The sequence below is a fragment of the Burkholderia savannae genome, assembly GCF_001524445.2.
Taxonomy (GTDB): Bacteria; Pseudomonadota; Gammaproteobacteria; order Burkholderiales; family Burkholderiaceae; genus Burkholderia; species Burkholderia savannae.
In genome coordinates, this window is the sequence record NZ_CP013418.1 from 1,354,446 (window position 1) to 1,381,407 (window position 26,962).

At 67.9% G+C, this 26,962-nt stretch carries 19 protein-coding genes and 1 pseudogene; 1 reads left to right on the forward strand and 19 read right to left on the reverse strand.

Features of this window, described 5'->3' with window-relative positions:
* Positions 1–2: 2 nt before the first annotated feature.
* The 11 genes from WS78_RS27140 to WS78_RS27190 form a co-directional block, all read right to left on the reverse strand.
* Positions 3–1,658 (reverse strand): APC family permease, encoded by a 1,656-nt coding sequence (locus tag WS78_RS27140; RefSeq protein WP_059578932.1) that lies wholly within the window; start codon positions 1,656–1,658, stop codon positions 3–5.
* Between the two features lie 179 nt (positions 1,659–1,837).
* On the reverse strand, positions 1,838–2,701 hold the full coding sequence (locus WS78_RS27145; protein ID WP_038752661.1) for a glycine betaine ABC transporter substrate-binding protein: 864 nt from the start codon (positions 2,699–2,701) through the stop codon (positions 1,838–1,840).
* A gap of 109 nt (positions 2,702–2,810) precedes the next feature.
* On the reverse strand, positions 2,811–3,971 hold the full coding sequence (locus WS78_RS27150) for a hybrid-cluster NAD(P)-dependent oxidoreductase (protein ID WP_059578936.1): 1,161 nt from the start codon (positions 3,969–3,971) through the stop codon (positions 2,811–2,813).
* 19 nt (positions 3,972–3,990) lie between these two features.
* Positions 3,991–5,259, reverse strand: a complete 1,269-nt coding sequence (locus tag WS78_RS27155) for an aromatic ring-hydroxylating oxygenase subunit alpha (protein WP_100185421.1) — start codon at positions 5,257–5,259, stop codon at positions 3,991–3,993.
* A gap of 24 nt (positions 5,260–5,283) precedes the next feature.
* A complete protein-coding gene (locus tag WS78_RS27160) occupies positions 5,284–6,069 on the reverse strand; it encodes a drug:proton antiporter (protein WP_059578942.1) in 786 nt (261 codons plus the stop codon).
* Positions 6,066–7,238 carry an electron transfer flavoprotein subunit alpha/FixB family protein gene (locus WS78_RS27165; protein WP_059578946.1) on the reverse strand — a complete coding sequence of 391 codons (1,173 nt, stop codon included), beginning with the start codon at positions 7,236–7,238 and terminating at the stop codon, positions 6,066–6,068. Before WS78_RS27165 ends, WS78_RS27160 begins: the two co-directional genes overlap by 4 nt.
* A 4-nt stretch (positions 7,239–7,242) precedes the next feature.
* Positions 7,243–9,168, reverse strand: a complete 1,926-nt coding sequence (locus WS78_RS27170) for a (Fe-S)-binding protein (RefSeq protein WP_059578952.1) — start codon at positions 9,166–9,168, stop codon at positions 7,243–7,245.
* Positions 9,169–9,170: 2 nt separating this feature from the next.
* Positions 9,171–11,234 carry an NADH:flavin oxidoreductase gene (locus tag WS78_RS38090; protein WP_059578956.1) on the reverse strand — a complete coding sequence of 688 codons (2,064 nt, stop codon included), beginning with the start codon at positions 11,232–11,234 and terminating at the stop codon, positions 9,171–9,173.
* 55 nt (positions 11,235–11,289) lie between these two features.
* Positions 11,290–11,823 (reverse strand): DUF5943 domain-containing protein, encoded by a 534-nt coding sequence (locus WS78_RS27180; RefSeq protein ID WP_059578959.1) that lies wholly within the window; start codon positions 11,821–11,823, stop codon positions 11,290–11,292.
* A 124-nt stretch (positions 11,824–11,947) separates the two neighbouring features.
* Complete coding sequence (locus WS78_RS27185) at positions 11,948–12,919, reverse strand: dipeptidase (protein WP_059578962.1); 972 nt, start codon at positions 12,917–12,919, stop codon at positions 11,948–11,950.
* Between the two features lie 59 nt (positions 12,920–12,978).
* Positions 12,979–14,253, reverse strand: a complete 1,275-nt coding sequence (locus tag WS78_RS27190) for a serine hydroxymethyltransferase (RefSeq protein WP_059578965.1) — start codon at positions 14,251–14,253, stop codon at positions 12,979–12,981.
* Positions 14,254–14,713: 460 nt separating this feature from the next.
* On the opposite strand from WS78_RS27190, the gene WS78_RS27200 reads away from it, so the two are divergent.
* A complete protein-coding gene (locus tag WS78_RS27200; protein WP_038752680.1) occupies positions 14,714–15,739 on the forward strand; it encodes a GlxA family transcriptional regulator in 1,026 nt (341 codons plus the stop codon).
* A 173-nt stretch (positions 15,740–15,912) separates the two neighbouring features.
* Here WS78_RS27200 and fdhA read toward each other — a convergent pair whose 3' ends face one another.
* From fdhA to WS78_RS27245, 8 genes and pseudogenes are all read right to left on the reverse strand, one after another.
* Entirely contained in the window at positions 15,913–17,112 is a 1,200-nt protein-coding gene (gene fdhA / locus WS78_RS27205; protein WP_038752682.1) for a formaldehyde dehydrogenase, glutathione-independent, read from the reverse strand.
* A gap of 482 nt (positions 17,113–17,594) precedes the next feature.
* Positions 17,595–18,233: pseudogene (locus WS78_RS27215) on the reverse strand (substrate-binding domain-containing protein); the annotation flags it as partial.
* A 36-nt stretch (positions 18,234–18,269) separates the two neighbouring features.
* Positions 18,270–19,523 carry an HlyD family efflux transporter periplasmic adaptor subunit gene (locus WS78_RS27220; RefSeq protein ID WP_059582761.1) on the reverse strand — a complete coding sequence of 418 codons (1,254 nt, stop codon included), beginning with the start codon at positions 19,521–19,523 and terminating at the stop codon, positions 18,270–18,272.
* 337 nt (positions 19,524–19,860) lie between these two features.
* Positions 19,861–21,423, reverse strand: coding sequence for an efflux transporter outer membrane subunit (locus WS78_RS27225; protein WP_063889470.1), 1,563 nt, complete (start codon positions 21,421–21,423; stop codon positions 19,861–19,863).
* Positions 21,424–21,540: 117 nt separating this feature from the next.
* A complete protein-coding gene (locus tag WS78_RS27230) occupies positions 21,541–22,590 on the reverse strand; it encodes a glycosyltransferase family 2 protein (RefSeq protein WP_059669929.1) in 1,050 nt (349 codons plus the stop codon).
* Positions 22,591–22,697: 107 nt separating this feature from the next.
* Complete coding sequence (locus WS78_RS27235) at positions 22,698–24,275, reverse strand: DHA2 family efflux MFS transporter permease subunit (RefSeq protein ID WP_038744240.1); 1,578 nt, start codon at positions 24,273–24,275, stop codon at positions 22,698–22,700.
* Positions 24,272–25,591, reverse strand: a complete 1,320-nt coding sequence (locus WS78_RS27240) for a glycosyltransferase (RefSeq protein WP_038744242.1) — start codon at positions 25,589–25,591, stop codon at positions 24,272–24,274. Before WS78_RS27240 ends, WS78_RS27235 begins: the two co-directional genes overlap by 4 nt.
* A gap of 253 nt (positions 25,592–25,844) precedes the next feature.
* On the reverse strand, positions 25,845–26,744 hold the full coding sequence (locus WS78_RS27245; protein ID WP_038744245.1) for an alpha/beta fold hydrolase: 900 nt from the start codon (positions 26,742–26,744) through the stop codon (positions 25,845–25,847).
* Positions 26,745–26,962: the final 218 nt, after the last annotated feature.

The window sequence follows — 26,962 nt, forward strand, 5'->3', positions numbered from 1 at the left end:
GGCTATCGAACCCAAGCGAAGTAATAAGACATCCCGATCGTCAGCACGGCAGCCGCGAGCGCCGCGTATGGCGCCGCATTCAGCCACGTGCGGCGCGCCGGCACGACGAGTTCCATGTCACGCTGCATCTGCGCGGGGAAACGACCGCGATCCTGCCAGTAGTGCCGATAGACGAATACCGGCACGATCAGCAGCATTGCGATCAAGCCGTTGCGCAACGTACCCGCGCCTTGCAGGTCGGCGCCCGCGCCGACGTAGACAAGATTCGCGTAGCCGCAGATCGAGCCGAGCACGAGCAGCCACGTCGGACAACGGAACGGCCGCTCCCATCCGCCGCGATCCATCCGGTGAATCCAGCCCGACTGCAAATTCAGGAAGACGAACAACATGTAGCAGACGTTCGAGATCGACAGCACCGTCATGTAGTCCGACATCAGCAGCAGCACGAGGTTGAAGCCGAGATCGGTCCACATCGCGCGCGTCGGCGCGCCGTGCTCGTTCACGTGCGACAGGTACTTCGGCAGCCAGCCGTCGACCGACGCCTGGTAGAGCGTTCGTGACGAGCCCATCATCGACGTCATCACGATCAGAAGGATCGACAGCATCAACATCACGACAATCGCGTTCGCGATCCACGCGCCGCCGCCGACGATGCGCGCCATCGCCGCCGCGACGCCCGTGCCGTCACCGATGCGCGGATCAAGCATCGCCGCGGTGCCGAGCGCGCCCTGGAACGCCATCGGCACGAGCGTCATCACGATCAGGCACAGCGCGCCCGACCAGAAGATCGCCTTCGCGGTATCGCGACGCGGATCGCGGAATTCGCGCGTGTAGCAGACGGCCGTTTCGAAGCCGTACGACGCCCAGCCGGCCATGAACATCGCACCGAGCGCCATCACGACGCCCTGCCCGTTCCAACTGCCGAACGTGGCGGCGGTGAGATTGCCCTGCGCGTCGTGACCGAGCGGCAACAGCGGCAGGAGATTCGACATCGGCACGTCGCCCGTGACGAACGGCACGATGCCGACGATGAGAAGCGGCGTCAACGACGCGATGCCGAGAATACGCTGCGTGCGTGCGGCTTTCGATGCGCCGCTGTGCTGCAACTTGAACGTGATCAGCAGCAGGATCGTCGCGATCACGAAGGTGGCGTTGACCCGCAGGTTCAGGCCGGGTTTGATGAAACCGAGATTGGCGAGCGTCCATTGCCAGTGCAGGATCGCTGCGTCCGCCGGGAACAGGCTGGTGAGCGCATAGCTTGCCGCGAGGCCGCAGCCGAGCGCGAGCATCGGCGACCACGCGAGCCAGTTGCACCACACGGAAACGGGCGCGATCAACTTGCCGTATCGCACCCAGCCGATCGCACCGTACACCGATGCGCCGCCCGATTTATGGGGAAATAGCCCGGAAATTTCCGCATAAGTCGCGCTTTGAATCAAACCCATCGTGATCGCGGCGATCCACACCGCCCACGCGGGCTGGCCGATCGTCGCGCACACGCCGCCGATCGTGAACAGCACGCCTGCCGGCACGCCGCTCGTTACCCAAAATGCGTCCTTCCAACTGAGGCCACGATGCAGCGTGCGGCCTCTTTCTTCATGTGAGATGGTTGCCTCAATCTCGCTGGTGCTGCGCGCGCGCAGTCCTGCTTGACTCATCCAAAATCCTCCTGTGAAGACTCCGCACAAGAGTACATTTTAACAACACTTCGTTGTGCGAGTCGAAAAATGTCAAAAATCCTGCGGGGAAACCCGCTATTTTTGCGAATTAGTTCGGATACCTTCGAATTTTCTCCCAACCGCTCAAGCCCGACCACACGGGCCTGAGCGCACGAACGTCACTGCGCGGAAGCGGTCCATTCGCCGACGCGATCGCCATGCGCGGCGATCCATGCGTCGGCCGCCGCTGCGGGCTTCGATCCGTTCTGGATCGCGAGCATCACGCCGTCGATCTCGCCCGGCTTCCACTGGAACTTCTTCAGGAACGCGACAACGGGCTTCGCCTTCGTTTCGAGCGCGGGATTCACGACGCTATCGACGTGTTCCGCTTCGCCGTAGACCTTCTTCGGGTCGTCGAGGAAACGCAGCTTCCATTTCGCGAACATCCAGTGCGGCGCCCAGCCCGTCACGACCACCGCCTTGTTCGCATGGATCGAGCGTGCGAGTTCCGCCGTCATCGCGCTGCCCGAGCTCGGCATCAGCGAATAGTTCAGACCATATGCCTTGATCGTGTCGTCGGTCTTGCGCATCACGCCTGCGCCCGCGTCGATGCCGACGATGCGGCCGGAAAACTCGCCCTTCTCCGCGTTCAAATCGTCAATCGACTTCGCTTTCACGTAGCTCGGCACGATGAGGCCGATTTTCGCGTCGGGGAAATTAGTGCCGAGATTGACGACCTTCGTCTTGAACTGATCCCAGTACGCACCCTGCGTGACGGGTAGCCACGCGGAGAGCGTCGCGTCGAGATCGCCGCGCGCGACGCCCTGCCACATCACGCCCGCCGCGACCGGCACGAGCTGCACCGGATAACCGAGCTTCATCTCGATGATGCGCGCGGCGACGTTCGACGTCGCGACGCTGTCGTCCCAGCCTTCGACATAGCCGATCTTCAACGTCGGCTTCGTATCGGCCTGCACAGGCGCGACGGCGGCGAGCATCATCGACAGCACGCCGCAACCCATTAGTTTCGCGAGGAATTTCATGATCGATCTCCTTGAGGTTGTCGGAAAGCGAAGGGCCTCTCTAGGTTCTTCAATCACAATTGCCCGGTATCGTTCTTTTACGACACGTTCTTGCGCGCCCGCGACGCGCTCACTTGTCGACGACGAGATCCGACAGCGGCTTGCTGCAACACAGCAGCACCATGCCCTGATCGATCTCGCGCTGACGAATGCCGCCGTTGTGCTTCATGTCGACCTGGCCGGACACGAGCTTCACCTTGCAGGTGCCGCACATGCCCTGCGTGCACGACGCGGGCAGACGCACGCCCGCGCGCCGCGCCGCGTCGAGCACGTGCTGGTCCGAGCCGCATGCGATCTCGCGATTGCTCTTTGCGAACGCGACCGTGAATTGCCGCGCCTGCGCATCGCTCGAAGCGTCGCTCGACGTATCGGTCGATGCGGCTTCTCCGTCGAGGGTGCGCGCGCCGTTTTCGGCGAGCGTCTCGAACGAGAAGCTCTCTTCGTGATAGCGGCTGAGATCGAACCCGGCTTCGTCGAGCATCTCGCGCACCGCCTTCATGTACGGCGCGGGCCCGCACGTGAAGACCTCGCGCTCGAAGAAATCCGGTGTGATCAGCTTGAGAAGCGGCAGCGACAGAAAGCCCGTCACGCCGTGCCAGTTCGTGCGCGCGCCGAGCCGCTCGCAGACGAACGCGGCGCGAAAGTTCGCATGCGTCGACGCGATCAGGTCGAGCTCGCGCGCGAAGATGATGTCGTCCGGCGTGCGCGCGCTGTGGACGAACACGATGTCGCGATCCTCCGCGAGATCGTGGTGCGCGCGGCTCATCGACATCAACGGCGTGACGCCCGAGCCCGCTGACAGGAACAAATACTTGCGCGCCGGATGCCGTGCGCACGTGAACTCGCCCGCCGGGCCGAGCACGCGCAGCGGCGCGCCCGGCTGCAGGTTGTCGTGCAGCCAATTCGACACCTTGCCGCCCGGCACGCGCTTGACCGTGATCGAGATCGTATGCGGCCGCGCGGGCGACGACGAGATCGTGTAACAGCGGTTGATCGTCTCGCCGTCGATGTCGAGCTCGAGCGTGACGAACTGACCAGGCTCGAACGAGAACGCGCGCCCCTGCGGCGAACGGAAGAAGAAGCTCTTCACGTCGTGCGTTTCCTGCCGCACGTGGCAGCAGACGAGCGTCTCCTCGACGTCGCTCGTCCAGCGCTCCGGCAGCGCCTGCCAGAACGCGGGGCGCGTCACGCGGCTGTCGGCCGGTTCGAAATTCGCGGCATCTCGCATCATGTTGCGCTCCGTCGTCGTGCTATGCGCCGAAATGCGCGGCGAGGCGGTCGATGTACCACTCGCAGAACTTCTCGACGAGTCCTTCGGTGTACGGAGAATATGGGCCCGGCTCGTACGCGGAACTCGCCGCGCCGCGTTGCGAGAACTCGACGAGTGCGCGATCCTGGTCGTTCGTCGCGTTCCAGACGGCCGTCAGGTTCTTCACGTCGTAATCGATGCCTTCCTTCGCGTCCTTGTGAACGAGCCATTTCGTCCGCACGAGCGTCTCGCCGGCCGACAGCGGGATCACCGAGAACGTGACGATGTGGTCGCTCATGAAGTGGTGCCACGAATTCGGCTGCGTCCAGAACGACAGCCCGCCGAGATCGGCGCGGCGGAATTCGCCGAGCAGCTTCTTCGACGCGACCTTCGCGTCGAGCGTCTGCGATTCGCCGCTGCGGTCGAGCGGCAGCCGCTGCGTGCGAAAGCCCGTCACGTCGGTCAGGCGCTCGACCTCGACGGACGGCAGGCTCAGTGCTTCCCACTGCGCGGCGCGCTCGACGCAGGTGCGCTCGAACGCGGCCATCCCTTCGGCATTCGCGGGCGACGGCTGATAGCCGAAGCCGTATTCGTACAACGAAATGGTCAGCTCCGGATGGTTCGCGACGCAGTGATAGCACTCGCGATTGTTCTCCATCGTCAGCTTCCAGTTGCCTTTCTCGATGATGTCGACCTGCGCGGCGATCTTCGTGTTCGGCAGATCATGCGGCAGCAGATACGGCTCCATCGCCGCGCGCATCGTCGCGAAATCGGCAGGCGGCTCGTCGGCCAGGCACACGAACAGGAGCCCCGCGAGATTCTGCAGATGAACGGGCTTCAGACTATGCTTGCAGCGATCGAACTTCTCGCCCATATGCTCGGCGAACATCAACTGGCCGGTCAGGTTGTACGTCCAGCTGTGATACGGGCACACGATGTTGCCGACGGAGCCTTTTTCTTCGTTGCACAGTCGTGCGCCGCGATGGCGGCACACGTTGTGGAACGCACGGATCTCCATGTCGTCGTCGCGCACGATCAGAATCGAATCCGCGCCGAGCTGAACCGTCACGTAATCGCCGGGCTCGGGCACGTCCGGCTCGACACCCACCTGAATCCAATGCCGCCGAAAGATCGCGTCCATGTCGAGCGCGAAGATCTGGTCGCTCAGATAGAACGGGGCTTCGAGGCTGTAGCCCGCCTTTCGCCGGGCCACCAGCGCGCGGATGTCTGTCGATACTTTCATCGTTTGCTCCGGATTCCTTGCATCCATGGTGTTGTTGCCGACAGGCCTCGTTCAGTAGTCGATGAGCTGATGCTCGCGCAAATACGCAAGGATCACTTGTGCTTTTTCGACCGAACTCCCTTCAATTACGACGTTTCCGCCGCGGCTTTCAGTCGTCGTCGCGGACAGCATCCGCGCGTGGCCGGAGCGCTTGTCGGCCGCCGCGAGCTTCACCGGCTTGCGCTCGGCCGGACGCGTCGTCCATCGCGCGGCGTCGGTCGACGGGCGCACCGCGACGCGCGTCGCGCGCACCTCGCCCGCGCGCAGCCGCGCATACGCGTAGCGCGGCTGCGCATTCGCGAGCGGATGCACGGCGACGACGGCAGGCAGCGCCGAGTCGACACGCCTACGAACGCCTTTCGGCAAGAATTGCCTCAGCGTCGCGCGTCCCGCGTCGATGCTCACGTCGACCGCCGCACCCGCGAACCGCCAGCCGAGCGCCGCGGCGATGCGGTACGGCAGCATGCCCGTGTCGTATGCGCCTTCGGCTCGCGTGCCGGTCAACACGAGATCGTGGCCGCGCACGCGCTCGGCGAGCGCGGCGGCAGCGTCGTCGCCGTCCGCGCATTCGAGCACCTCGACGCGCGCCGCGCCGAGCGCGAGATAGTCGGCCAGCGCCGGGCTGCGCGGATCGCCCGCGTGGATAACATCGAGCCGCGCACGATGTTCGGCCGCCAACGCGCGGCCGATCTCGAGCGCGGCCGCATCGTTGCGGCTGTAACGCGGCGCGCCCGACACCGGATGGCGCCCTACCGACACCAGCACCGCGATGCTTGCCAGCTTGCGATTCGCGTTCATGCAGCGGCTCCCATGTATTCGCTTTCCCTCGATGCGGCGCTCGATCGCCCATGCGTGGCGCGAGCCGCGCTCACCGCGTCGATCAGCGCGGCGATCGTCGCCTGCGCATCGCCGACGATCGTCAGGTTCGCGCGCTTGACGATCGGCGCGCTGCCGTCGAGATTCACCGCGATCACGTGACGGCAATCCTTGATCCCCTGCAGGTGCTGAACCGCGCCCGAAATCCCGAACGCGATGTACACGCTCGCGTCGACCGTCTTGCCGGTCGCGCCGACCTGCTTGTCGCGCGTGAAATGCCCGTTGTCGACCGCGACGCGGCTCGCGCCGATCGCCGCGCCGAAGGTTGCCGCGAGCGTCTCGAACGCGGCGACGTCGGTCACGCCGTTGCCCGCCGACACGATGAAGTCCGCTTCTTCTAGCGCGACCTGCGCGGCGTCGATCTCTTCGAGGCCCAGGTCGTGGTAATGGTCGACGGACGAAGCACGTGCGTCGGAAACGGCATCGAGCGTGCGCTCGAGCGCCGCGCCGACGAACGGCAGCTTCGGGTCGACCGCGTTCGGCGCGAGCAGCACGACGTCGGGCAGCGTGCGCGTCGCGAAGCTGCGTTTCGCGTTGACGTACACGCCGACGTGATCCGCCGCGATTTCGGCGACGTGCGTCGCGACGCTCGCGTTCGTGGCCGCCGCATAGCGTCGGCCGAGATCGCCGTCGCCCGTCGCGTTGTCCGGCATGAACACGTGCTGCGGCGACAGCGCCGCCGCGCACGCGCGCAGCGCATCGAGCTCGCGCTCCGGCGCGAACGCGCGGCGGTCGAGGCCGCGCAGCACGATCAGCGTGTCGGCGCCGAGCGCGCCGGCGTCATCGTTCAGTTCTCCGAACACGACGAGCGCGACTTCCGTGTGCGCATCGGCGAGCAACGCGGCGGCCGCGAGCGTCTGGCGCACGTGCTCGTCGAGCGCGCCGCGCTCGCTGTGCGCGGCAACGAGGAACACGCGCTTCGCGTCCCGCACGACGCGCACCGGCTTCGTGGCCGTCGCGCCGTGCGCGTGCGGCGTCCACCGCGCGGCGTCGCCGGATGCGCCGCCCGTCTCGCCGAGCGTGATGCGTTTGAGTCCGGCCGCAGTGACGACGAACGGCCGGCGCGGATCGATTCGTTTGAGCGTGGTCATCGGGTCACTCCAGCGAGGCGGCGACGAGTTCGGCGACGTCGAGCACGTCGGGCCGCGGGCCGACGACGCCTTCGAGCATCGCGGTGCAGTTCGGGCAGCCGACCGCGACGACATCCGCGCTTACCGCGCGCGCATCGGCGATCCGGATGTCGGGAATTCGCTGCTTGCCCGGAATGTCGGTGAGCGGTGCGCCGCCGCCGCCGCCGCAGCAGCGGCCGCGCATGCCGTGACGCTCCATCTCGACGACCTGGATGCCGATCGTCTTCAGAAGCTTGCGCGGCGCTTCAGTCTCGCCGTTGTAGCGGCCGAGATAGCAAGGGTCGTGATAGGTGATGCGCTTCTCGCGCAGCGCCTCGGCCGCCTGCGGCTTGATCTTGCCTGCCGCGACGAGCTCGGCGACGAACGTCGTGTGATGCTTGACCGTGTAGCGGCTGCCGAGCGCGCGGTACTCGTTGCGCAGGCTGTGCATCACGTGCGGATCGGCCGTCACGATCTGCTTGAACGACAGCGCGCCGAGCGTGCCGATCAGGCGCTTCGCCATCTGCTGAAACGTCGCTTCGTCGCCGAGCCGGCGCGCGACGTCGCCCGTATCGGTTTCCGCGCGGCCGAGCACCGCGTAATCGACGCCCGCGTGGTTCAGCACCTTCACGAGCGCGCGCAGCGTGCGCTGATAGCGCATGTCGAACGCACCCTCGCCGGCCACGATCAACACGTCGACGTTGCGCCCCGGCTGCGCGACGGGCGCGCTCAGATCGACCGACCAATCGTAGCGCGCGGCCGCGTCGTAGCCGCCCATCGTGCCCGTCTCGCGCAGGTTCGCGAGCACTTCCGCGCCCTTGCCGGGCACGGCGCCGTGCACGAGCGTCTGGTTGCGCCGCATGTCGACGATCGCGTCTACGTGCTCGATCAGCATCGGGCACTCCTGCACGCACGCGCGGCACGTCGTGCACGACCACAGCGTGTCGGCCTCGATCAGCGACGACACGATCGGACGCTGCGGGCCGCCGCCGTGCTGGCCGACAGGAATGCCGGGCGTCGGGCTGCCCGCGTAAGCGGCGTCGGTGCCGCCCGCCATCCCAATGACGAGATCCTGAATCAGCTTCTTCGGATTGAGCGGCTGACCCGACGCGAACGCGGGGCACGCGGCCTCGCACTTGCCGCACTGCACGCACGCATCGAAGCTCAGCAGTTGGTTCCAGTGGAATTCGGCCGGCTTCGCGACGCCGTACTCGTCGTGTTCGATGTCGGACGGCTTCAATGCGGTCGGCGGCGTCGCCGCGCCATTGCCGGTGTACGGCTCGCGTGTCGCCGCAAAGCGTTCCTGGCGCGGGTGAAACGCGAGATGCAGGAGACCCGCGATCGCATGCTTCATCGGCCCGCCCCTCGCCGCGCCGAGCGTCATCGCGAACGCGCCGACGCCGATCAGCATCGCGCAAAGCACGGCGAACGCGCCCGACATCGCGGCCGTCGGCACGAGCATGAACAGCACGAGCCCGAGCGAGAACGCGCCGAGCAGCCACGGCAGCGTATTCCACGGGCCGCGCGACAAACGCGCGGGCACGTCCTTCGCATGGCGGCGGCGCCAGACGAACACCGCGCCGACGAGCATCGAAAGCGCCGCTAGAAAGATCAGCTTGTCGAGCCACGGCGAGTAGATCGCGAGCCCGTAGTTGACGAACACGAGCGCGAGCGCGGCGAGCGCGCCGCCCGCCGTCGCGACGTGCGTCTTCGCGATATACGGATCGCGCGCGACCACGTGATGCAGATCGACGAAGTAACGCTTCGGAATCTCAAGCAGATTCGCGAGCCCGAATGCGCCGGGCGCGCTCGCGCGGCCGAGCCGCCAGTACGACGAACGCTTCGCGACCGCGAACGCGAGGCCCGCGAGCGACAGCCACAACAGCGCGGTGATCAGGATGGCCGGATTCATCGTCAGAAATCCTTCACGAGGCGCAGCGCGTCGTAAATCGCGCCGTGGATGTTGTGCATCGAGATGCAGTCGCCGACGCGAAACAGCAGGAAGCGGCCGTTGCCGAGCGCCTCGGAAAGGCACGGCTGCGGCTCGGCGGCGAACAACTTGTGCACGTCGATCTGCCCGCGATTGACCGACTCGGGCTTCAGCTTCCAGTACAGCGCGTCGTTCGGCGCGATGCCGTTCTCGATCACGACCTGATCGACCGCGCGCTCTTCCTGCTCCTCCGTGTATTCGTTGCGCAGCACCGCGATCTTCTTGCCGTCCTCTTCGTACACGCGATCGAGCCAGTAGTTCGGCGTGTGGATCACGCCCTGCGCGTACAGGCGGCGATAGAAGATCGGGAACGTCGTGCCGCCGCAGTCGTCGGCGATCTTCACGTCCGGCGTGACGATCTCGACATTCGCGCCGCGGCTCGCGATGAAATCGGCGACGCCCGCGCCCGCATGCGTGCTGACGCCGTCATAGACGAGCACGTTCTTGCCCGGCTCGACGCGGCCCGACAGGATGTCCCACGAGCTGACGGCGAGCCCGTCAGCGACGCCCCACGCCGGCACCTGATCGGTGAAGCTGCGCCCGCCCGTGGCGAGCACGATGATGTCCGGCTTCTCGGCCATGATCATTTTCTCGTCGGCTTCGACCCCGAGCCGCCGATCGACGCCGAGCCGCTTCGTCTCCATGTCGAACCAGCGTACGATGCCCGCCATCTGCTCGCGCTGCGGCGCCTTCGCGGCGAGCACGATCTGGCCGCCGACTTCCGTGTTCTTCTCGAACAGCACGACGTCGTGGCCGCGCGAACGCGCGACGCGCGACGCTTCGAGCCCTGCGGGCCCCGCGCCGACCACGACGACCTTGTGCTTCGGTCCGCGCGACTTCTCGATCACGTGCGGCATCGTCGCCTCGCGCGACGTCGCCGCGTTCTGCACGCACAGCACGTCGAGGCCGTTGTACTGGCGGTCGATGCAATAGTTCGCGCCCACGCACTGCTTGATCTCGTCCTCGCGGCCGTCGCGGATCTTGATGACCATGTGCGGATCGGCGATCTGCGCGCGCGTCATGCCGACGAGATCGACCATTCCGCTCGCGAGCAGGCGCTCGGCCTGGCCCGCGTCGCGAATGCTCTGTGCGTGCATCACCGGAATCTTGACGACCGACTTGATGCCCGCCGCGAGATGCACGAACGGCTCGGGCGGCAGCGCCATCGGCGGCATGCAGTTCGCGAGCGTGTTGTGCGTGTCCGCGCCGGAGCCGATCACGCCGAGATAATCGATCAGGCCCGTCTCGGACATCGCCTGCGCGATCTCCTTCAATTGCTCGTGACCGAGGCCGTCCTCGTGAAATTCGTCGCCGCACATCCGCAGGCCGACGCAGAAGTCGCGGCCGACTGCCTCGCGCACGGCCTTCAGCACCTCGACGCCGAAGCGCAGCCGGTTCTCGAGGCTGCCGCCCCATTCGTCGGAGCGAAAGTTCGTGCGCGGGCTCCAGAACTGGTCGATCAGATGCTGGTGCGCGGCCGAGATCTCGATGCCGTCCATCCCCGCATCCTTCACGCGCTTCGCGGCCGCCGCGAAATCGCCGATGATCCGCCGGATTTCCTCGACCTCGATGATCTTCGCGTTGCCGCGATGCACCGGCTCGCGCACGCCCGACGGCGACATCAGATGCGGCCAGTGCTCGCCGTGAAATGCGGAGCGGCGGCCCATGTGCGTCGCCTGGATCATGATCTTCGCGCCGTGCCGATGCATCGCTTCGGCGAGCCGCGCGAGCGGATCGACGATCTTGTCGGTCGACAGATTCACCGACTTCCACCAGCCTTGCGGGCTGTCGACCGACACGGGGCTCGACCCGCCGCACACGGCGAGGCCGACGCCGCCCTTCGCCTTTTCCTCGTAGTAGCGGATGTAGCGATCGCCGGGCAACCCGCCCGGCTCCGCATACACCTCCGCATGCGCGGTGCTGACGATCCGGTTGCGCAGCGTGAGCTGATTCAGCGTCAAGGGTTTGAACAGATTGGGATAGCGCATCGCGGGCGACCTCTTGCGTTCTCGTGAGCGTGACGTTGGCGTGGAAGATGTCGTGTCAGTGCGAAAGCGGCGACACTTCGAACACGCAATGGTCGTGGCCTTCGGCCGCACATCGCGTTTCCTTCGATTGCGCGCGCGGCGCGCGCTTGCCTTCCGGCGTCGTGTCGTTGACCCAGTCCATCGCGCCCGCGAACCAGCCGGCGAACATGTAGCAGAGCTTGCCGACCTTGTCCGGCTGCGCGAGCACGAACGACGAATGGCGCAGCTCGATCTTCGCGCGCGCGGCCTCCGGCTCGGCCTCGACGATCGAGAACAGGCCCCAGCCGCGCTGCGACAAGCGCTTCAGGTAATGCTCGAACACCGCCATCCCTGCGATTCCGTGCTGCTTCGCTTCCTTGTCGCACCAGTGGTACGCCGACTTGTAGCCGGCTTGGTAGAGGATGTCCGCGTAGACGTCGCGGCCGAGCGCCTCTTCGACCGCCGTATGGTTGTTCGTGAAGAAATGGCGCGGCACGTACAGCATCGGCAGCGCGTCGGTGGTCCAGACGCCGGTGTTCGGATCGACGTCGATCGGCAGTTGCGGTTGCATCGTGTGACTCCGTGGGGTGAAACGCGCGGCGTCTTCGCGCACGCGCGGCATCGTCCGCGCGCCGTCGCTCGTTGCGCGGGCGCGTCCTGAATCGAATCGGTTGAAAACGAAGAATGCGGAACGCCTACGCGCCCCAGACCTCCTTGAACACGCGCACCCAGTTCTCGCCCATGATCTTGCGGATGCGCGACTCCTTCCAGCCGGCACGCGCCATCGCGGCCGTCAGGTTCGGGAATTCGCCGATCGTTCGGATGCCTTCCGGATTCACGATCTTGCCGAAATTCGTGAGCCGGCGATAGCGGCCCTTGTCGTGCGTGAGCCAATCGAAAAAGTCGACGCTGTAGCCCTGCGTGAAATCGGTGCCGATGCCGACTGCGTCCTCGCCGATCAGGTTCACGACGTAATCGATCGCCTCGATGTAATCGTCGATCGTCGCGTCGATCCCGCGCTTCAGGAACGGCGCGAACATCGTCACGCCGACGAAGCCGCCCGCGTCCGCGATCTCCTTCAACTGTTCGTCGCTCTTGTTGCGCGGATGCTCCTTGAGCCCCGACGGCAGGCAATGCGAATAGCAGACGGGCTTCTTCGAGAACGCGATCGCCTCCGACGACGTATTGCCGCCGACGTGCGACAGGTCGACCATGATCCCGACACGGTTCATCTCGGCGATCACCTCGCGGCCGAAATCCGACAGGCCGCCGTCGCGCTCGTAACAGCCGGTGCCGACGAGGTTCTGCGTGTTGTAGCAAAGCTGCACGACGCGCACGCCCATGTCGGCGAACGCCTCGACGTAGCCGAGGTTGTCCTCGAACGCGTGCGCGTTCTGGAAGCCGAGAATCACGCCCGTCCTGCCTTCCTGCTTCGCGCGAAAGATGTCGTCGGTCGTGCGCACGAGCGTCAGCAGCTCGCCGTTGTCGCGAATCTGCTTTTTCATCAGCGCGATGTTGTCGACCGTCTTCGTGAAGTTCTCCCACACGGACACCGTGCAGTTCGCGGCCGTCACACCGCCCTTGTGCATGTCCTCGAACACCGAACGTTCGAACTTCGAAATGTTCAGGCCGTCGATGATGATGCTGTCCTGATGCAGCGTGCTCATGAATTCTCCAGTCTTGTCTGCGCGTCGGTCGGTCGTCGTGCGAAGGCGCGGCGTTCGGTTCAGTAGATCGGGAAGCGCTCGCAGAGCGCGAAGATCTCGCGGCGCACGCGCTGCTCGGCCGCGTGATCGCCTTGCGGGTTCGTGCGCAGCGCGTCGAACACCTCGAGAATCAGCCGGCCGACCTCGCGAAACTCCGCCGCGCCGAAGCCGCGCGTCGTGCCGGCCGGCGTGCCGAGGCGAATGCCCGACGTGATCGTCGGCTTTTCGGTGTCGAACGGAATGCCGTTCTTGTTGCACGTGATGCCCGCACGCTCGAGCGCCTGCTCGACCTGCGCGCCCTTCAGCCCCTTCGGGCGCAGATCGACGAGCAGCAGGTGATTGTCGGTGCCGCCCGTCACGAGATCGACGCCGCCCGCCTTCAGCACTTCGCCGAGCGCCTGCGCGTTCGCGAGCACGCGGTCGATGTAGATCTTGAAGTCGCCCGTCAGCGCCTCGCCGAACGCAACCGCCTTGCCGGCGATCACGTGCATCAGCGGGCCGCCCTGCAGGCCGGGAAACACCGCCGAGTTGATCTTCTTGGCGATCTCCTCGTCGTTCGTCAGCACGAAGCCGCCGCGCGGGCCGCGCAGCGTCTTGTGCGTGGTCGACGTGACGACGTGCGCGTGCTCGACCGGATTCGCGTGGCGGCCCGCGGCGATCACGCCGGCGATGTGCGCCATATCGACCATCAGCTTCGCGCCGACGCCGTCGGCGATCCGGCGGAAGCGCGCGAAGTCGAGCGCGCGCGGATAGGCGGAGAAGCCCGCGATGACGAGGCTCGGCTTGTGCCGCTGCGCGAGTTCCTCGACCTGGTCGTAGTCGATCAGCATCGTGTCGCGGTTCACGCCGTACTGGACGGCGTTGAACCATTTGCCGGACAGCGCGGGCTTCGCGCCGTGCGTCAGGTGTCCGCCCGCGTCGAGCGACATCCCGAGCACCGTGTCGCCCGGCTTCGCGAGCGCGAGCATCACCGAGCCGTTCGCCTGCGCGCCGGAATGCGGCTGCACGTTCGCATAGCCGGCATTGAAGATTCGCTTCACGCGATCGATCGCGAGCGCCTCGACTTCGTCCGCGAACTCGCAGCCGCCGTAGTAACGCTTGCCCGGATAGCCTTCCGCATACTTGTTCGTCAGCACCGAGCCCTGCGCCTCGAGCACCGCGCGCGACACGATGTTCTCCGACGCGATCAGCTCGACCTGCGACTGCTGTCGTTCGAGTTCCTTGAGGAGCGCGCCGCGCACGGACGCGTCGCGCTCGGCGAGCGATTGCGAGAAGAAGGGACTGGCGTTCGACATAGGGCGTCTCGTCACTGAATTTTGAGGGGCTCCGCAGCGGGCTCGAAGGCCCGCCGCGCGGCGTCTTGGCGTCCCGCCGCAGCGGCTGCCGACGGCTCTATTCTTGTCGTTCGGATTTTTCGCCTATTGATGAATTCAGACGCGTTCTTTCCCTTTTCCGACATGTTCGTCACTTTTGAACAAGTGACCGGTCGTGCGTTTTTGCGGTAGCCGCCGCGACCGAGGCGGCCGCCGCAGCCGCGGCGCGGCGGCGGCTGGCGGCCGGCACTGGCCCGGTGCCGCCGCTGCACTCGGGCGGCGCAGCCGCTCACGGTTACGGTGCGGTGCAGCGAAAGGCCGCCGACAGGCGGCCGCCCGGATCTAGGGTTTAGCCGTATGGCACGCTTGTTGCGCTCGATTTCACAATACGCGAGCCGAGCGCCCCGGCCGCATCAAGATCAGATCCAAGGAACGCTTCCCCATGTCGCCCGACCGCACTGCGTCGCTGTCTCATTTCGCGTTCATGCCGCTGCCCAACTTCACGATGATCGCGTTCACGAACGCGATCGAAGTGCTCAGGATGGCCAACTACCTGAGCGGGCAGCCGCTTTACCGCTGGTCGATCGTCAGCCCGGAAGGCGGCTTGGTCACGGCGAGCAACGGACTCGCGGTCGACACCGGCCCGGCCGACTGCGTCGGGCAACCGGACATCGTGTTCGTCTGCGGCGGCGTCGACGTGCAGCGCGCGACGCAGCCCGAGCATCTCGCGACGCTGCGCCGCTTCGCGCGCGCGGGCGTCGCGCTCGGCAGCCTGTGCACCGGCACCTACGCGCTCGCGAAGGCGGGGCTCCTCGCCGGCTATGCGTGCGCGATCCACTGGGAAAACCTCTCGGCGCTGAAGGAAGAATTTCCGGACACCCGCTTTCTGAAAGAGCTGTTCGTGATCGATCGCGATCGCGTGACCTGCACGGGCGGCGTCGCGCCGCTCGACATGATGCTGAACCTGATCGCCGCGCGCATCGGCACCGCGCGCGTCACGCAGATCGCCGAGCAGTTCATCGTCGAGCACGTGCGCGACACGAGCGCGCAGCAACGGATGCCGCTCGTCGCGCGGCTCGGTTCCGCGAACAAGTCGCTGTTCGAGGTGATCGCGCTGATGGAGAACAACATCGAAGAGCCGCTGTCGCGCGAAGAGCTCGCGCGGCTCGCGAACATGTCGCAGCGGCAGTTGCAGCGCCTTTTCCGCGAGCATCTCGGGATGACGCCGACGCACTACTACCTGACGCTGCGCCTGCGCCGCGCGCGCGAGCTGCTGCTGCAAACCGACATGTCGATCATGCACATCACGATGGCGTGCGGCTTCCAGTCCGCGTGTCACTTCAGCAAGAGCTATCGCGACGCGTTCGGCACCGCGCCGACGCGCGAACGCCGCAAGCAGGTTGCGCCGCTCGCGCAACCCGCGATGCCGGGCGGCGCACCCGCGCCGGCGATGATGTTGCACGCCTGAGCGCGCTCGTCCGCGCGAGCGGCGCCGGATTCGGCGGCTCCGGCTCCATTGGCAACTTCGCTTTTCGTCGAACTTCGCACCCCAAAACGAATGGCCCGCCGGCTCTGCGAACCGGCGGGCCATGCTCGTCGCCCGGCAGGACGCCCGATCGCGGCGGGCCGCCTATGCGCGCATCATGCGGCCTTCAGCATCCCGTGCGGGTCGATGACGAATTTGCGCGGCGCGCCGCCGTCGAACTTCTTGTAGCCTTCCGGCGCATCGTCGAGCGAGATCACCGCGACGTTGACGATCTTCGCGATCGGCAGCCGGTCGAACAGAATCGCCTGCATCAGATTGCGGTTGTATTTGAGGACGGGCGTCTGGCCGGTATGGAACGAGTGCGACTTCGCCCAGCCCAAACCGAAGCGGATGCTCAGGCTGCCGTGCTTCGCGGCGACGTCGGCGGCGCCCGGATCGTCGGTCACGTACAGGCCCGGAATGCCGATCGCGCCGGCGGGCCGCGTGATTTCCATCAGCGAGTTCAGCACCGTCGCGGGCGCTTCCTCCGCATGGCCTGACGAACCGTGGCCGTGCGCCTCGAAGCCGACGCAGTCGACCGCGCAATCGATCTCCGGCTTGCCGAGGATCTGCTCGATCTGCTCGCCGAGCGTCGCGTCCTTCGACAAATCGACAACCTCGAAGCCCATCGCCTTCGCATGCGCGAGACGCTCGGCGTTCATATCGCCGACGATCGTGCACGCGGCGCCGAGCAGGCGCGCCGACGCGGCGGCCGCCATCCCGACAGGGCCCGCGCCCGCGACGTAGACGGTCGAGCCGGGCTTCACGCCGGCCGACACCGCGCCGTGATAGCCCGTCGGCAGGATGTCGGACAGGCAGGTGAGATCGCGGATCTTCGCCATCGCCTGATCGCGGTCGGGGAACTTCAGCAGGTTGAAATCGGCGTAAGGCACGAGCACGTATTCGGCCTGGCCGCCGATCCAGCCGCCCATGTCGACGTAGCCGTACGCGCCGCCCGCGCGCGACGGGTTCACGTTCAGGCACACGCCCGTGTGCTGCTCCTTGCACATCGCGCAGCGGCCGCATGCGACGTTGAACGGCACCGACACGAGATCGCCGATCTTCAGCGTCTCGACGTCGCGGCCGACTTCGATCACCTCGCCCGTGATCTCGTGACCGAGCACGAGGCCGACGGGCGCCGTCGTGCGGCCGCGCACCATGTGCTGATCGGAGCCGCAGATATTCGTGCTGACCACCTTCAGGATCACGCCGTGGCCGATCGCGCGGCCGCTCGGATCGACCATCTTCGGGTAGTCGATCTTCTGCACCTCGACCTTGCCCGGCCCCTGATACACGACACCTCGGTTGCTGCTCATCGCATTGTCTCCATGTCTCGTTGGCGGTGCGCCGCGCCTCGCCCGGCCCGAGCGCTCGGGCGCGTCGGACGGGCTTGCAGCGAGCTTTCCGAGGGTAGTCCGCGAGCCGGGGGGGCGAGCGTCCAAAAACCGACATCGGCTTGGCTGCGGCCGACATCGGAGCGGTAACGGTGGAGGGCAATGGCGATGGCGCTGGTGACTGAGGCGTCGGTGACTGAGGCGGCGGCGACGATCTGCGATCTGCGATCTGCGATCTGCGATCTGCGTGCTGCGTGCTGCGTGCAGTGGGCAGTGGGCAGTGGGCAGTGGATAGTAATCGGCGGTTTGCGGTTTGCGGTTTGCGGTTTGCGATTTGCGATTTGCGATTTGCGGCGTGAGCCGTGCGACATGCAATCGCCTCGGCATAACGCACGCATTGCGCCAAGCGGCGTCATGCTGCACGACGCAATGCGTGCGTCGCAACATCTTGCGTCCGGTGCGCGTCAACCGCCGAGCGGCCCGTCCGTATCGCCCGGCTCGACAACAGGCGACGCGAGCCGATGCGCGATGCCCGGCGGCTCCGCGATGACGCCGAGCATCAGCTCGGCAATCGCCAAGCCGGACGCTTGCCCGGTAGGCTGCACCACCGCGGTCGCCCGGTGCGGAAACGAGATGTCGCCCGACACGCCGTCGTAGACGATCAGCGATATGTCGTCGACGAAGCGCCTGCCGCTCTCGACGATCGCCCGGAACGCGCCCGCCCCGGCGATGTTGTTGTCGACGACAAGCGCGCTCGGCTGGCTCGGAAGCGCGAGCAAAGCCTGCGTCGCATCGTAGCCGCCGTCGCGCGTGAATGCGCATTCGCGAAACAGCGCGGAATCGAGCTCGATCCCCGCTTCGCGCAGCGCGCGCTCGAAGCCCGCGCGCCGCTGCGCGGCGAAGTTCAGCGTCTGCGACGCACACACGAGCGCGATGCGCTGATGCCCGAACGGGATCAGCCGCTGCACAGCCGCGTGCGCGCCCGCCTCGTTGTCGAAATCGAACCACGCATACGGCGCAGCGCTGGCGGTCCAGCCATATGCGACGAACGGAAATTCGCGCTCCTGAAGAAAACGGATTCTCGGATCGTCGACGAACATTCGCCGCGCCCCGTCGTTCGACATGCCGCGAGCGCCTCGTCACCGGCCGCCGTCGTTCTCCCGAATCACCGCCTCCGCCGCCGCGTCGGCCTCGCCCGCATACCCGTCGTGCACCTGCGTGCGCAAGCCCGGCAGCGGCGCCTCGCCGTCGAGCAGATGCCCGCCCCGCTCCTTCGTGCGGACCGTCGCCTTCATCGACAGCCCCACCCGCAGCGGATGCGCCGCCAGCTCCGACGGCTCCAGCGAGATCACCACCGGCACCCGCTGCACCACCTTGATCCAGTTCCCCGCCGCGTTCTGCGGCGGCAGCATCGAGAACGCGCTCCCCGTCCCCGCCGAGAACCCCTCCACCCGGCCCCGATACGTCACCCGCGCGCCGTACAGGTCCGACTCGAGCTGCACCGGCTGCCCCACCCGCATGTGCCGGATCTGCCCTTCCTTGAAGTTCGCCTCCACCCACACCTGCCGCAACTGCACCACCGACATCAGCGGCACCCCCGGCCCCACCTGCTGCCCGATCTGCACCGACCGCTGCCCGACCGTCCCGTCCACCGGCGACACGATCGTCGTGCGCTTCAGGTTCCGGTACGCGAGCTTGAACTGCGCGCCCGCCTGCTGCACCGCCGGGTTCTGCCCGGCCGGCCGCTCGCTGCCCAGCGCGCGCGCCGCGTCCAGCTGCGCCTGCGCGCCCGCCAGCGCCGCCTGCGCGTTCGCCAGCGACGACTTCGCCCGCGCCAGCTCCTCCGGCGCCACCACCTCCACCGACGCCCCCACCCGCGCCCGGTACGCCTGCTGCGCGAGCTTCAGGTCCGCCTCCCGCGCCTTCACCGTCTCTTCGTACATCCCCATCGACAGCCGCGTGTTCGCCACCTGCCGCACCGCCTGCGCGAGCTGCGCCCGCGCCTGCGCGTATGCCGCCGACGCGTCCGCGTCGTCGAGCTTCACCAGCACCTGCCCCGCCTTCACCCGCTGCGTGTCCGTCACCAGGATGTCGGTCACCGTCCCCTGAATCTGCGCGGCGATCTGCACGACGTTGCCCGCCACGTACGCGTCGTCGGTCTCCTCGCTAAAGCGGCCGACGAGGAACCAGTAGAGCGCCGCCGCGAGCGCGACGATCGCCAGCAGTCCGAAGAACAGCGTGAAGCGGCGGCGGCGCGTCGCGCGGCGCGCGGCGAGCGACGCGGCCGCGTCGGGATGCGCGTGCTCGGACGCCGGCGTCGCGTGCGCGCCGTCCGCGGTCGTCGTATCGTTCGGCGCCTTGGCGCGCCGGGTGTGAGTGGCGGTGTCGTTCAAGGTCTTCGCGTGCGTGATGTCGGTGGCGCTATCGTGCGTTGGCCGGGCATGCCCGGGCGGCGTCGCGGATCGCTCCGGAGGGCTTCGATGTTCGGTTGCAGTGTCGGTTGAATCTCTCGTATTCACAATGGAGGTGGCGCTCGTGGTGATGTCTTCCTACTTGATGGTGCTCGATGCGTTGATGCCCGATGCGTTCGTGCCTGATGCATGCGCGCTCGACGCTCCCGAATAGCATTGCATCGCCCGCCGAAGCATGCATCGCGTCGACCGCCATTCGATCGCCGCCGCGCGTTCGCCCGTCGCTTCGACCGTCCGCCGAATCCCGCGACCGCACCGGTCAGTCGCGCTGCGGCTCGTTCGCCTCGGCCGGCCGCGACGCCGCCGCGAACGGCTTGCCCGCCTGCGCGAGCGGCCCGCCGCTCGCCTGCCGCGCGTCGAACCCGCCGCCCAGCGCCCCGATCAGCCCCACCCGCAACGTCCGACGCCGCGCTTGCAGCTCGATCGCGTGCGAGCGCTCGTCCAGCAGCGTCAGCTTCGCCAGGTTCACGTCCTTCCGCATCCCCATCCCGCGACGGTGCCGGTCCTCCGCCAGCGCCACCATCCGCTGCGCCGAGCGCACCGCCTGCTGCTGCTCCTTGAGCAGCGCATCGACCGTCGACAGCGACGTCAGCTGCCGCGCCACCTCGCCCAGCGCCCCATCCACCGTCTGGTTGTACAGCGCGAGCGCCACGTCCGCGTTCGCCACGTCGCCGCCCAGCTTCGCCTTCAGCCGGCCGCGATCGAAGATCGGCAGCGACAGCGCCGGCCCGATCGAGCCGCCCAGCGCATCGTGCTTGAACAGCGACGCCGGCGCCAGCGCGAACAGCCCGCCCAGCGCCGCCAGGTTCACGTCCGGGTAGAACGACGCGCGCGTGCCGTCGATCGACGCATACGCCGCCTCCACCCGCAGCCGCGCCGCGACGATGTCCGGCCGCCGACCCAGGAGCCCCGCCGGCAGCCGCGCCGGCAGCGGCGCGTCCGCGAGCGGCGCGAGCTTCGGCCGCGCGAGCGACAGCCCCCGCTCCGGCCCGCGCCCCGTCAGCACCCCCAGCTGCAGCTTCTGCAGCTGGATCTGCTCGTCGAGCAGCGCGATCTGCTCGAGCAGCTTGCTGCGCTTGAGCGCCGCATCGTCCGCGTCGTAGCCGTTGTCGATCCCGCGCGCCGCGCGCTCGCGCAGCACCGTCTCGACCTGCTCGCTCGAGCGGCGCTTGAGCAGCAGCAGCTCGCGCAGCGCGTACGCGCGGTCCAGCTCGCCGTACAGCGTCACGATCGCCACCGACAGCGTGAGCCGCGCCTGCTCCGCCTCGACCCGCGCCGCGTCGCGCATCGACATCAGCCCGCGCGTCGCCGCCGCGTTCTTGCCCCACAGATCCAGCTGGTAGTTCAGCCCGACGAACAGCGACGACGACGACACCACCGACTCGCCCACGAGCGGCACCGACACCGGCAAGCCGTTCAACGTCGTATTGATGGTGCCGCCCGAGCGCGGCACGTGCGCCTTGCTGAGCGACGCGCCCGTCGTCGCGGTGAGCCCCGTGAGCGATTCGAACTGCTGCAACTGCGACTGCGCGACGCCGATTCGCGCCTGCGCGGCCTGCAGCGTCGGGTTCTGCTGCAGCGCTTCGGCGACCAGCGCGTCGAGCTGCGGATCGCCGAGCTGCCGCACCCAGTCCGGGCTCGGCCATGCGCCGTGCGTGGCGCCGCCCGTCGTCTGCGCGAGCGCGTCGTCGCCGGGCTCGCGCGGCGCGAGCGTCGGCTTGAACCCCGACGGCACGCAGCCGGCCAGCGTCCATGCGAGCGCCGCCGCCGCGAACCAGCGCGCCGCGCGTCCTCCTGTCGTTCTCGTTGCCGCCTGATTCATCCGCGTCGTCATTCCTTCATGCGCACTGAGTTGCGTGTCGTGACGTGATGTTGAAATGCGTCGGATTCGACCAATCGTCCGCTTGCAATCCCGTTTGTATCGACAACCTGTTCGATGTCATCTCGCGACGATCTCGCCATCGCGCTCCAGGGAGTCCGGCGTCGCGTCGCGGCGAGATTCGTTCGGGTGACTGAACGATTCAGGCTGACCGGCTCCTCGATGCGACTCGCGAGCCGCCGTGCCCGAGCGCGCCTCGTCGAACGATCCGAGCCGCCCGAACACGCCGTCGAGCACGCCCAGCGCGATCCCCCGCAGCTTCGCCCCCTTCTCCCGCTCGCACAGCACCACCTGGATCACCTGCCACACCGTCAGCAGATTCGGCACCAGCGCCACCGGAAACCGCAGCCCGTACTGCAGCCCCAGCTGCATCGCGTTGCGCGCGCCGTAATACCGCCGCTGCCACGAGTGATGCATCGCGGTCAGCTCGAACGGCCCCACCTTGTGCCGCCGCCGCGCCCCGATCCGGTGCGTCAGCACCAGCGACGGCACCACGTACAGCGGCACGTTGTGCGCGAGCGCGCGCAGGCAGTACTCGGTGTCGACGTGGTCGATGAACAGCGCCTCGTCGAACCTTCCGAGCCGCGCGTACGCCGCCCGCGAGATCACGCTGCCCGACGAGATCAGGAACGCGCAGCGCTGCGGCGCCGTCTCCCCTTCCACCCGCACCCGGCGCACCGTCACGCCGCTCGTCATCAGCTCCGGCAGGAAGCGCGCTTCGTTCGCGTCGTAGATCCGCGGCCCCGCGACGAACGCGCCCGCGCCCGCCCCCTCGCCCAGCCGCGCGCACGCATCGCGCATCTGCGCGAAGTACCCCGCCGGCACCGTCGAATCCTGGTCGAACAGCGCCACCGCGTCGACGCCCTGCGCGAACAGCGCCGACAGCCCCGCGTTGTACGCGCCCGCCACCCCGCCGCGGTTGCCCTGGTGCCGCCATACGATATTCCCCCGCGACGACAGCGCCCCCACCCGCTCGCGCGCCGCCGCGTGCTCGTGCGGCGTGTTGTCGACGACCACGAGCGCGTCGCTGTCGCGCGCGAGCGCCTCCAGGCCCGACAACTGCTCGTCCGTCGGGTAATACAGAATCACCAGCGCGCCCAAGCTCGTCATCGCTCTTCCCTCGGTGGTTCGGGTGCTCGCCGCGCACCCTATCGCTGCGCCAAGTCGTCAGGACTTCGACGCATCGCCCTTCGCCCTCACACCCGGAGCATGGCGCCTCAATGCCCCATCGTCGCCGCCGCGCCCCGCTTCGGCCGCGTCAGCCACATCAGCCCCGCCAGCAACACGCACGTCCCGCTCGCCATGTAGAACATGTCGTTCGTCGCCATCATGTACGCCTGCTGCCGCACCACCTGGTGCAGCGAACTCAGCTCCCGCGTCCCGTGCAGACCCATCGCGTGCAGCGCGTCCACGTACCGCTGCGTGTTCTCCGACGCTCGCGTCACCGACTGCGACACCACCGCGTAGTGATACGTCGCCCGGTTGTCCCACCACGTCACGCTCAGCGCCGTGCCGAACGCCGCCGACAGCGTCCTCAAGAAGTTCGACAGGCTCGACGCCGCCGCCAGCTTGTCGTCCGACACCCGCGACAGCGTCGCCGCCGTCAGCGGAATGAAGAAGCACGGCAGCCCCATCCCCTGGATCAGCCGCGGCGTCACCACCTGCGCGAACGTCATCGTCAGCGTGAAGTGCGTGCTCCACCACATCACCCCCGCGAACACCAGGAATCCGAACGTCACCAGCACCCGCGCGTCCACCCGGCTCGCGTACAGCCCCACCAGGATCGAGAACACCAGCGCCAGCACCCCCATCGACGCCGTCGCCAGCCCCGCCTGGTACGCCGTGTAGCCCATCACCGACTGCAGCCACAGCGGAAACACCACCCCCACCACCGAGAAGCTCATCATCCCCAGCGAGATGATCACCACGCAGAACGTGAAGGTCCGCTCCCGGAACAGGCTCAGCTCCACCACCGGATGCGCCTCCCCCAGCTCCCAGATCAGCAGCGACACGAGCGACACCCCCGCCACGATCGCGAGCGTCGTGATCAGCGACGAATCGAACCAGCCCCGGTCGTGGCCCAGATCCAGCACCGCCTGCAGCGCCCCCACCCCGATCACCAGCAGCACGATCCCCGTCACGTCGATCGGGCTCGCCTCGCCCCGCTGCTCCTGCGGGTGCAGCATCAGCGTGCACACCGCGAACGAGAACAGCCCGATCGGCAGGTTGATCAGGAAGATCCACGGCCACGAGAAGTTGTCGATCAGCCAGCCGCCCACCACCGGCCCCAAGATCGGCGCGAGCAGCACCGTCATCCCCCACAGCGCCAGCGCCAGCGTGCGCCTGGCCGGCGGGAACGCGCGCAGCAGAATCGTCTGCGACAGCGGCACCATCGGCCCCGAGAACAGCCCCTGCAGCGCCCGGCACGCCACCAGCACCTCCAGGTCCCGCGCGAGCCCGCACAGCAGCGACGTCAGCGTGAACAGGATCACCGACGCGACGAACAGCCTCAGCTCCCCCACCCGCCGCGCGAGCCACCCCGTCAGCGGCACCGCGATCGCCGCGGCCACCGAGTACGAGCTGATCACCCACGTCCCCTGGCTGTTCGACACCCCGAGGCTGCCCGAGATCGCCGGCACCGCGACGTTCGCCACCGTCGAATCCAGCACCTCGATGAACGTCGCGAGCGACAGCGCGAACGTCAGCAGCGCGAGCCTCGCGCCGCGCAGCGCCGGTGCGGCCGGCGCCGGCGGCGCGCTCGCGGCCCGATCCGCCGGCAACGCTTGCGCGCTCATGCCGGCTGCGCCTGCCGCGCCGCCACCCCCGGCGCGAAGCGCTCGATGAAGCGCGCCGCCTCGTCGCAGCCGTTCGGCTGCGCCGCCATCCGCGCCCGCACCTCACCGCAGCGCGCCGCCATCGCCTCGTCGCCCAGCACCCGCAGCAGCGAGCGCGCAAGCGGCTCGCCCCGCACCGGCGCGTCCAGCCGCACCCCGCAGCCGCTCGCCGCCACCCGCTGCGCGTTGTCGAACTGGTCGTGCGCGAACGGCGTCACCACCTGCGGCACCCCCGCCGCGTACGCCAGCGACGCCGTCCCGATCCCGCCGTGATGCACCAGCGCCCGGCAGCGCGGCAGCAACGCCGCCAGCGGCACGTAGCGCCGCTTGAGCAGCGTCACGCCGTTGCGTGGCGCATCATCGTGCGCCCTCGTTCCCGTTGGCCCCGTCGTCCCGTCCGATGCCGCCGGCGCGTCCGGCGCGAGCAGGATGCCCCGCACGCCCGTCGCTTGCAGCACCTGCGTCACCGCCCGCTCGTAGGTCCGCCCGTCCACCAGCGTCGAGCCCGCCGTGAACACCACCGGCGCATCGCCCGACGCGACGAACGCGTCCAGCTCCGGGTCCGCCTCGTGCGGCCCCGCGTCGTTGAACAGCGGAAACCCGCTTTGCAGGTGATTCGCCGGCCAATCCCGCTGCGCCGGCGCGAACCACGACGGAAACAGGCACAGCACCCCGTCCGTCGAATGCAGCCACCGCCCCAGAATCCGCCTCGCCGGCGCGAGATCCAGCGCCTGCCGCACCGCGTTCAGCTCCGGCCCGCACACCCGGTCCAGCACCTGCCGCTCGATCAGCGTCATCAGCCCCGCCTTCACCGCCAGCGGCAGCCCCGCCGGGATCGTCAGCCGCTTGTGCGTCGGCGGCGCGTGCGCCGACAGCAGCGTCGACGGCGACACCTGCACCGACACGTAGCGCGTCCCGTAGCGCTCCTGCATCAGCCGCGCCGAGAACGCCCACAGCGTGCCCACCAGCACCGTGTCCGCGTCGCTCAGCGCGCGCAGCGCGTCGAAGTGCGGCCGCACCACCGGCGCGATCACCCGCCACAGCGTCTTGAACGACGTGCGCGGGTCCCACAGCGCCGGGTCCGCCATCGCCTGCGCGTACTCCCGCGCCGTGCCCACCGGCACGAACGCGAAGCCGCTCGCGCGCACCGCCGCCTCGAACGGCGGATGCGTGCAGAACACCACCTCGTGGCCGCGCGCCGACAGCGCCCGGCCCACCCCGAGCAGCGGGTGCACGTCCCCCGCCGACCCGATCGCCGTCACGATTACTTTCGACATCGCTTCGTCACTCGATTGCGCGCGGCAGCCGTCGGCGCGAACGCGAAACGTTCAAACCGGATCGCCCGTCGCCGGCCGGGGTTCGGCCGCCTGCCGTCGGGATCTTCCGTTGAACGAACCGTTCCGTGACACGAACGCGCCTTGCCGTCGCCGCGTCACGCGGCGCGCGCCACGCCTGCCTGCCTGCCTGATTTGAACGAGCCGCGACACCGGCCGCGCGCGAACGCCCGCCTGCCTCGGCCCACGCACGCCGTTACGACAGCGCCGGCATCTGCCCCAGCGGCGCGAGCGCCTCGCCCTGCGCCTCGTCCCGCGCCGCGCTCGCCCGCTCCTCGCCGAAGAACCCCAGGATCGCCGTGCGAACCTGCTCCTGCTGCTGACGCCCCTCGAGGTCCAGGAAGTGTCCCGCCTGCCGGATCGTCGCGAACTCCGCCCGGCGCACGTACGCCGCCAGCCGACGCACGTCCGACGACGTCGTGTACTCGTCCAGCTCCCCGTTGATGAACTTCACGTCGCAGCCGATGTTGCGGAATTCCGGCAGGTACTGCTCCGGCTGCATCGACAGAATCTGGTCGACGTGGAACGCCACCTGGTCCTGCTCCTTGCGCGGCAGCTTCGTCAGGTAGCGGTAGTTGTACAGCTTCATGATCCGCGGCAGGTAGCGGCCCACCGTGTCGTTCAGCAACTGCGCCGCCTTCAGGTTCTCGCCCGCCGCGATGTGATCGCGCGCGCGCGTCACGTAGTCCGTCATCGCGTCGTTCAGGAACGGCGAGAACGACGCGACCACCGCACGCCGCACGCTCGCGCAGCCCCGCGACAGCGCGAACAGCGACGCCACCCCGCCCCACGACACCGACAGCAGGTAGCTCGGCTCGAACCGCTCGGCCAGGTGCAGCAGAATCTCGACCTCGTCGTCCTTCGTCAGAATGTACTCGCCCGGATTGTGCTGGCGCGACTGACCCGCGTACGGCAAATCGAAGCACACCGCGTTCAGGCGCTCGCCCAGGTAGCGAATCGTCTGGCCGAACGACGCCGTCGTCGCCAGCGCGCCGTTCACGAGGATGGCCGTCTCGAAGGCCGGATCGAACACGTGACGCTCGACGTGGACCTTCAGTCCGCTCGGCAGCGCAACGACCTGTTTCTCGATAGGCATGGCGTTTCTCCCGCATCTGCTCGGCAAATGAGCTGATCCCGCGCCCTTCTCGGACGCCTCCACGTAGCCGCCCGCCCTCCCGCGCGATCTGCCCGCCCTGCCTCGCGCGCGCCGTGACGACTACCCACTCGCCGGAGCCGCGCATCGCCATGCCGCATTCGCAACAGGCAATACGCCTCCCCGGGCCTGTCGCGGTTCCCCCGCTCCCTTTAGCCCGT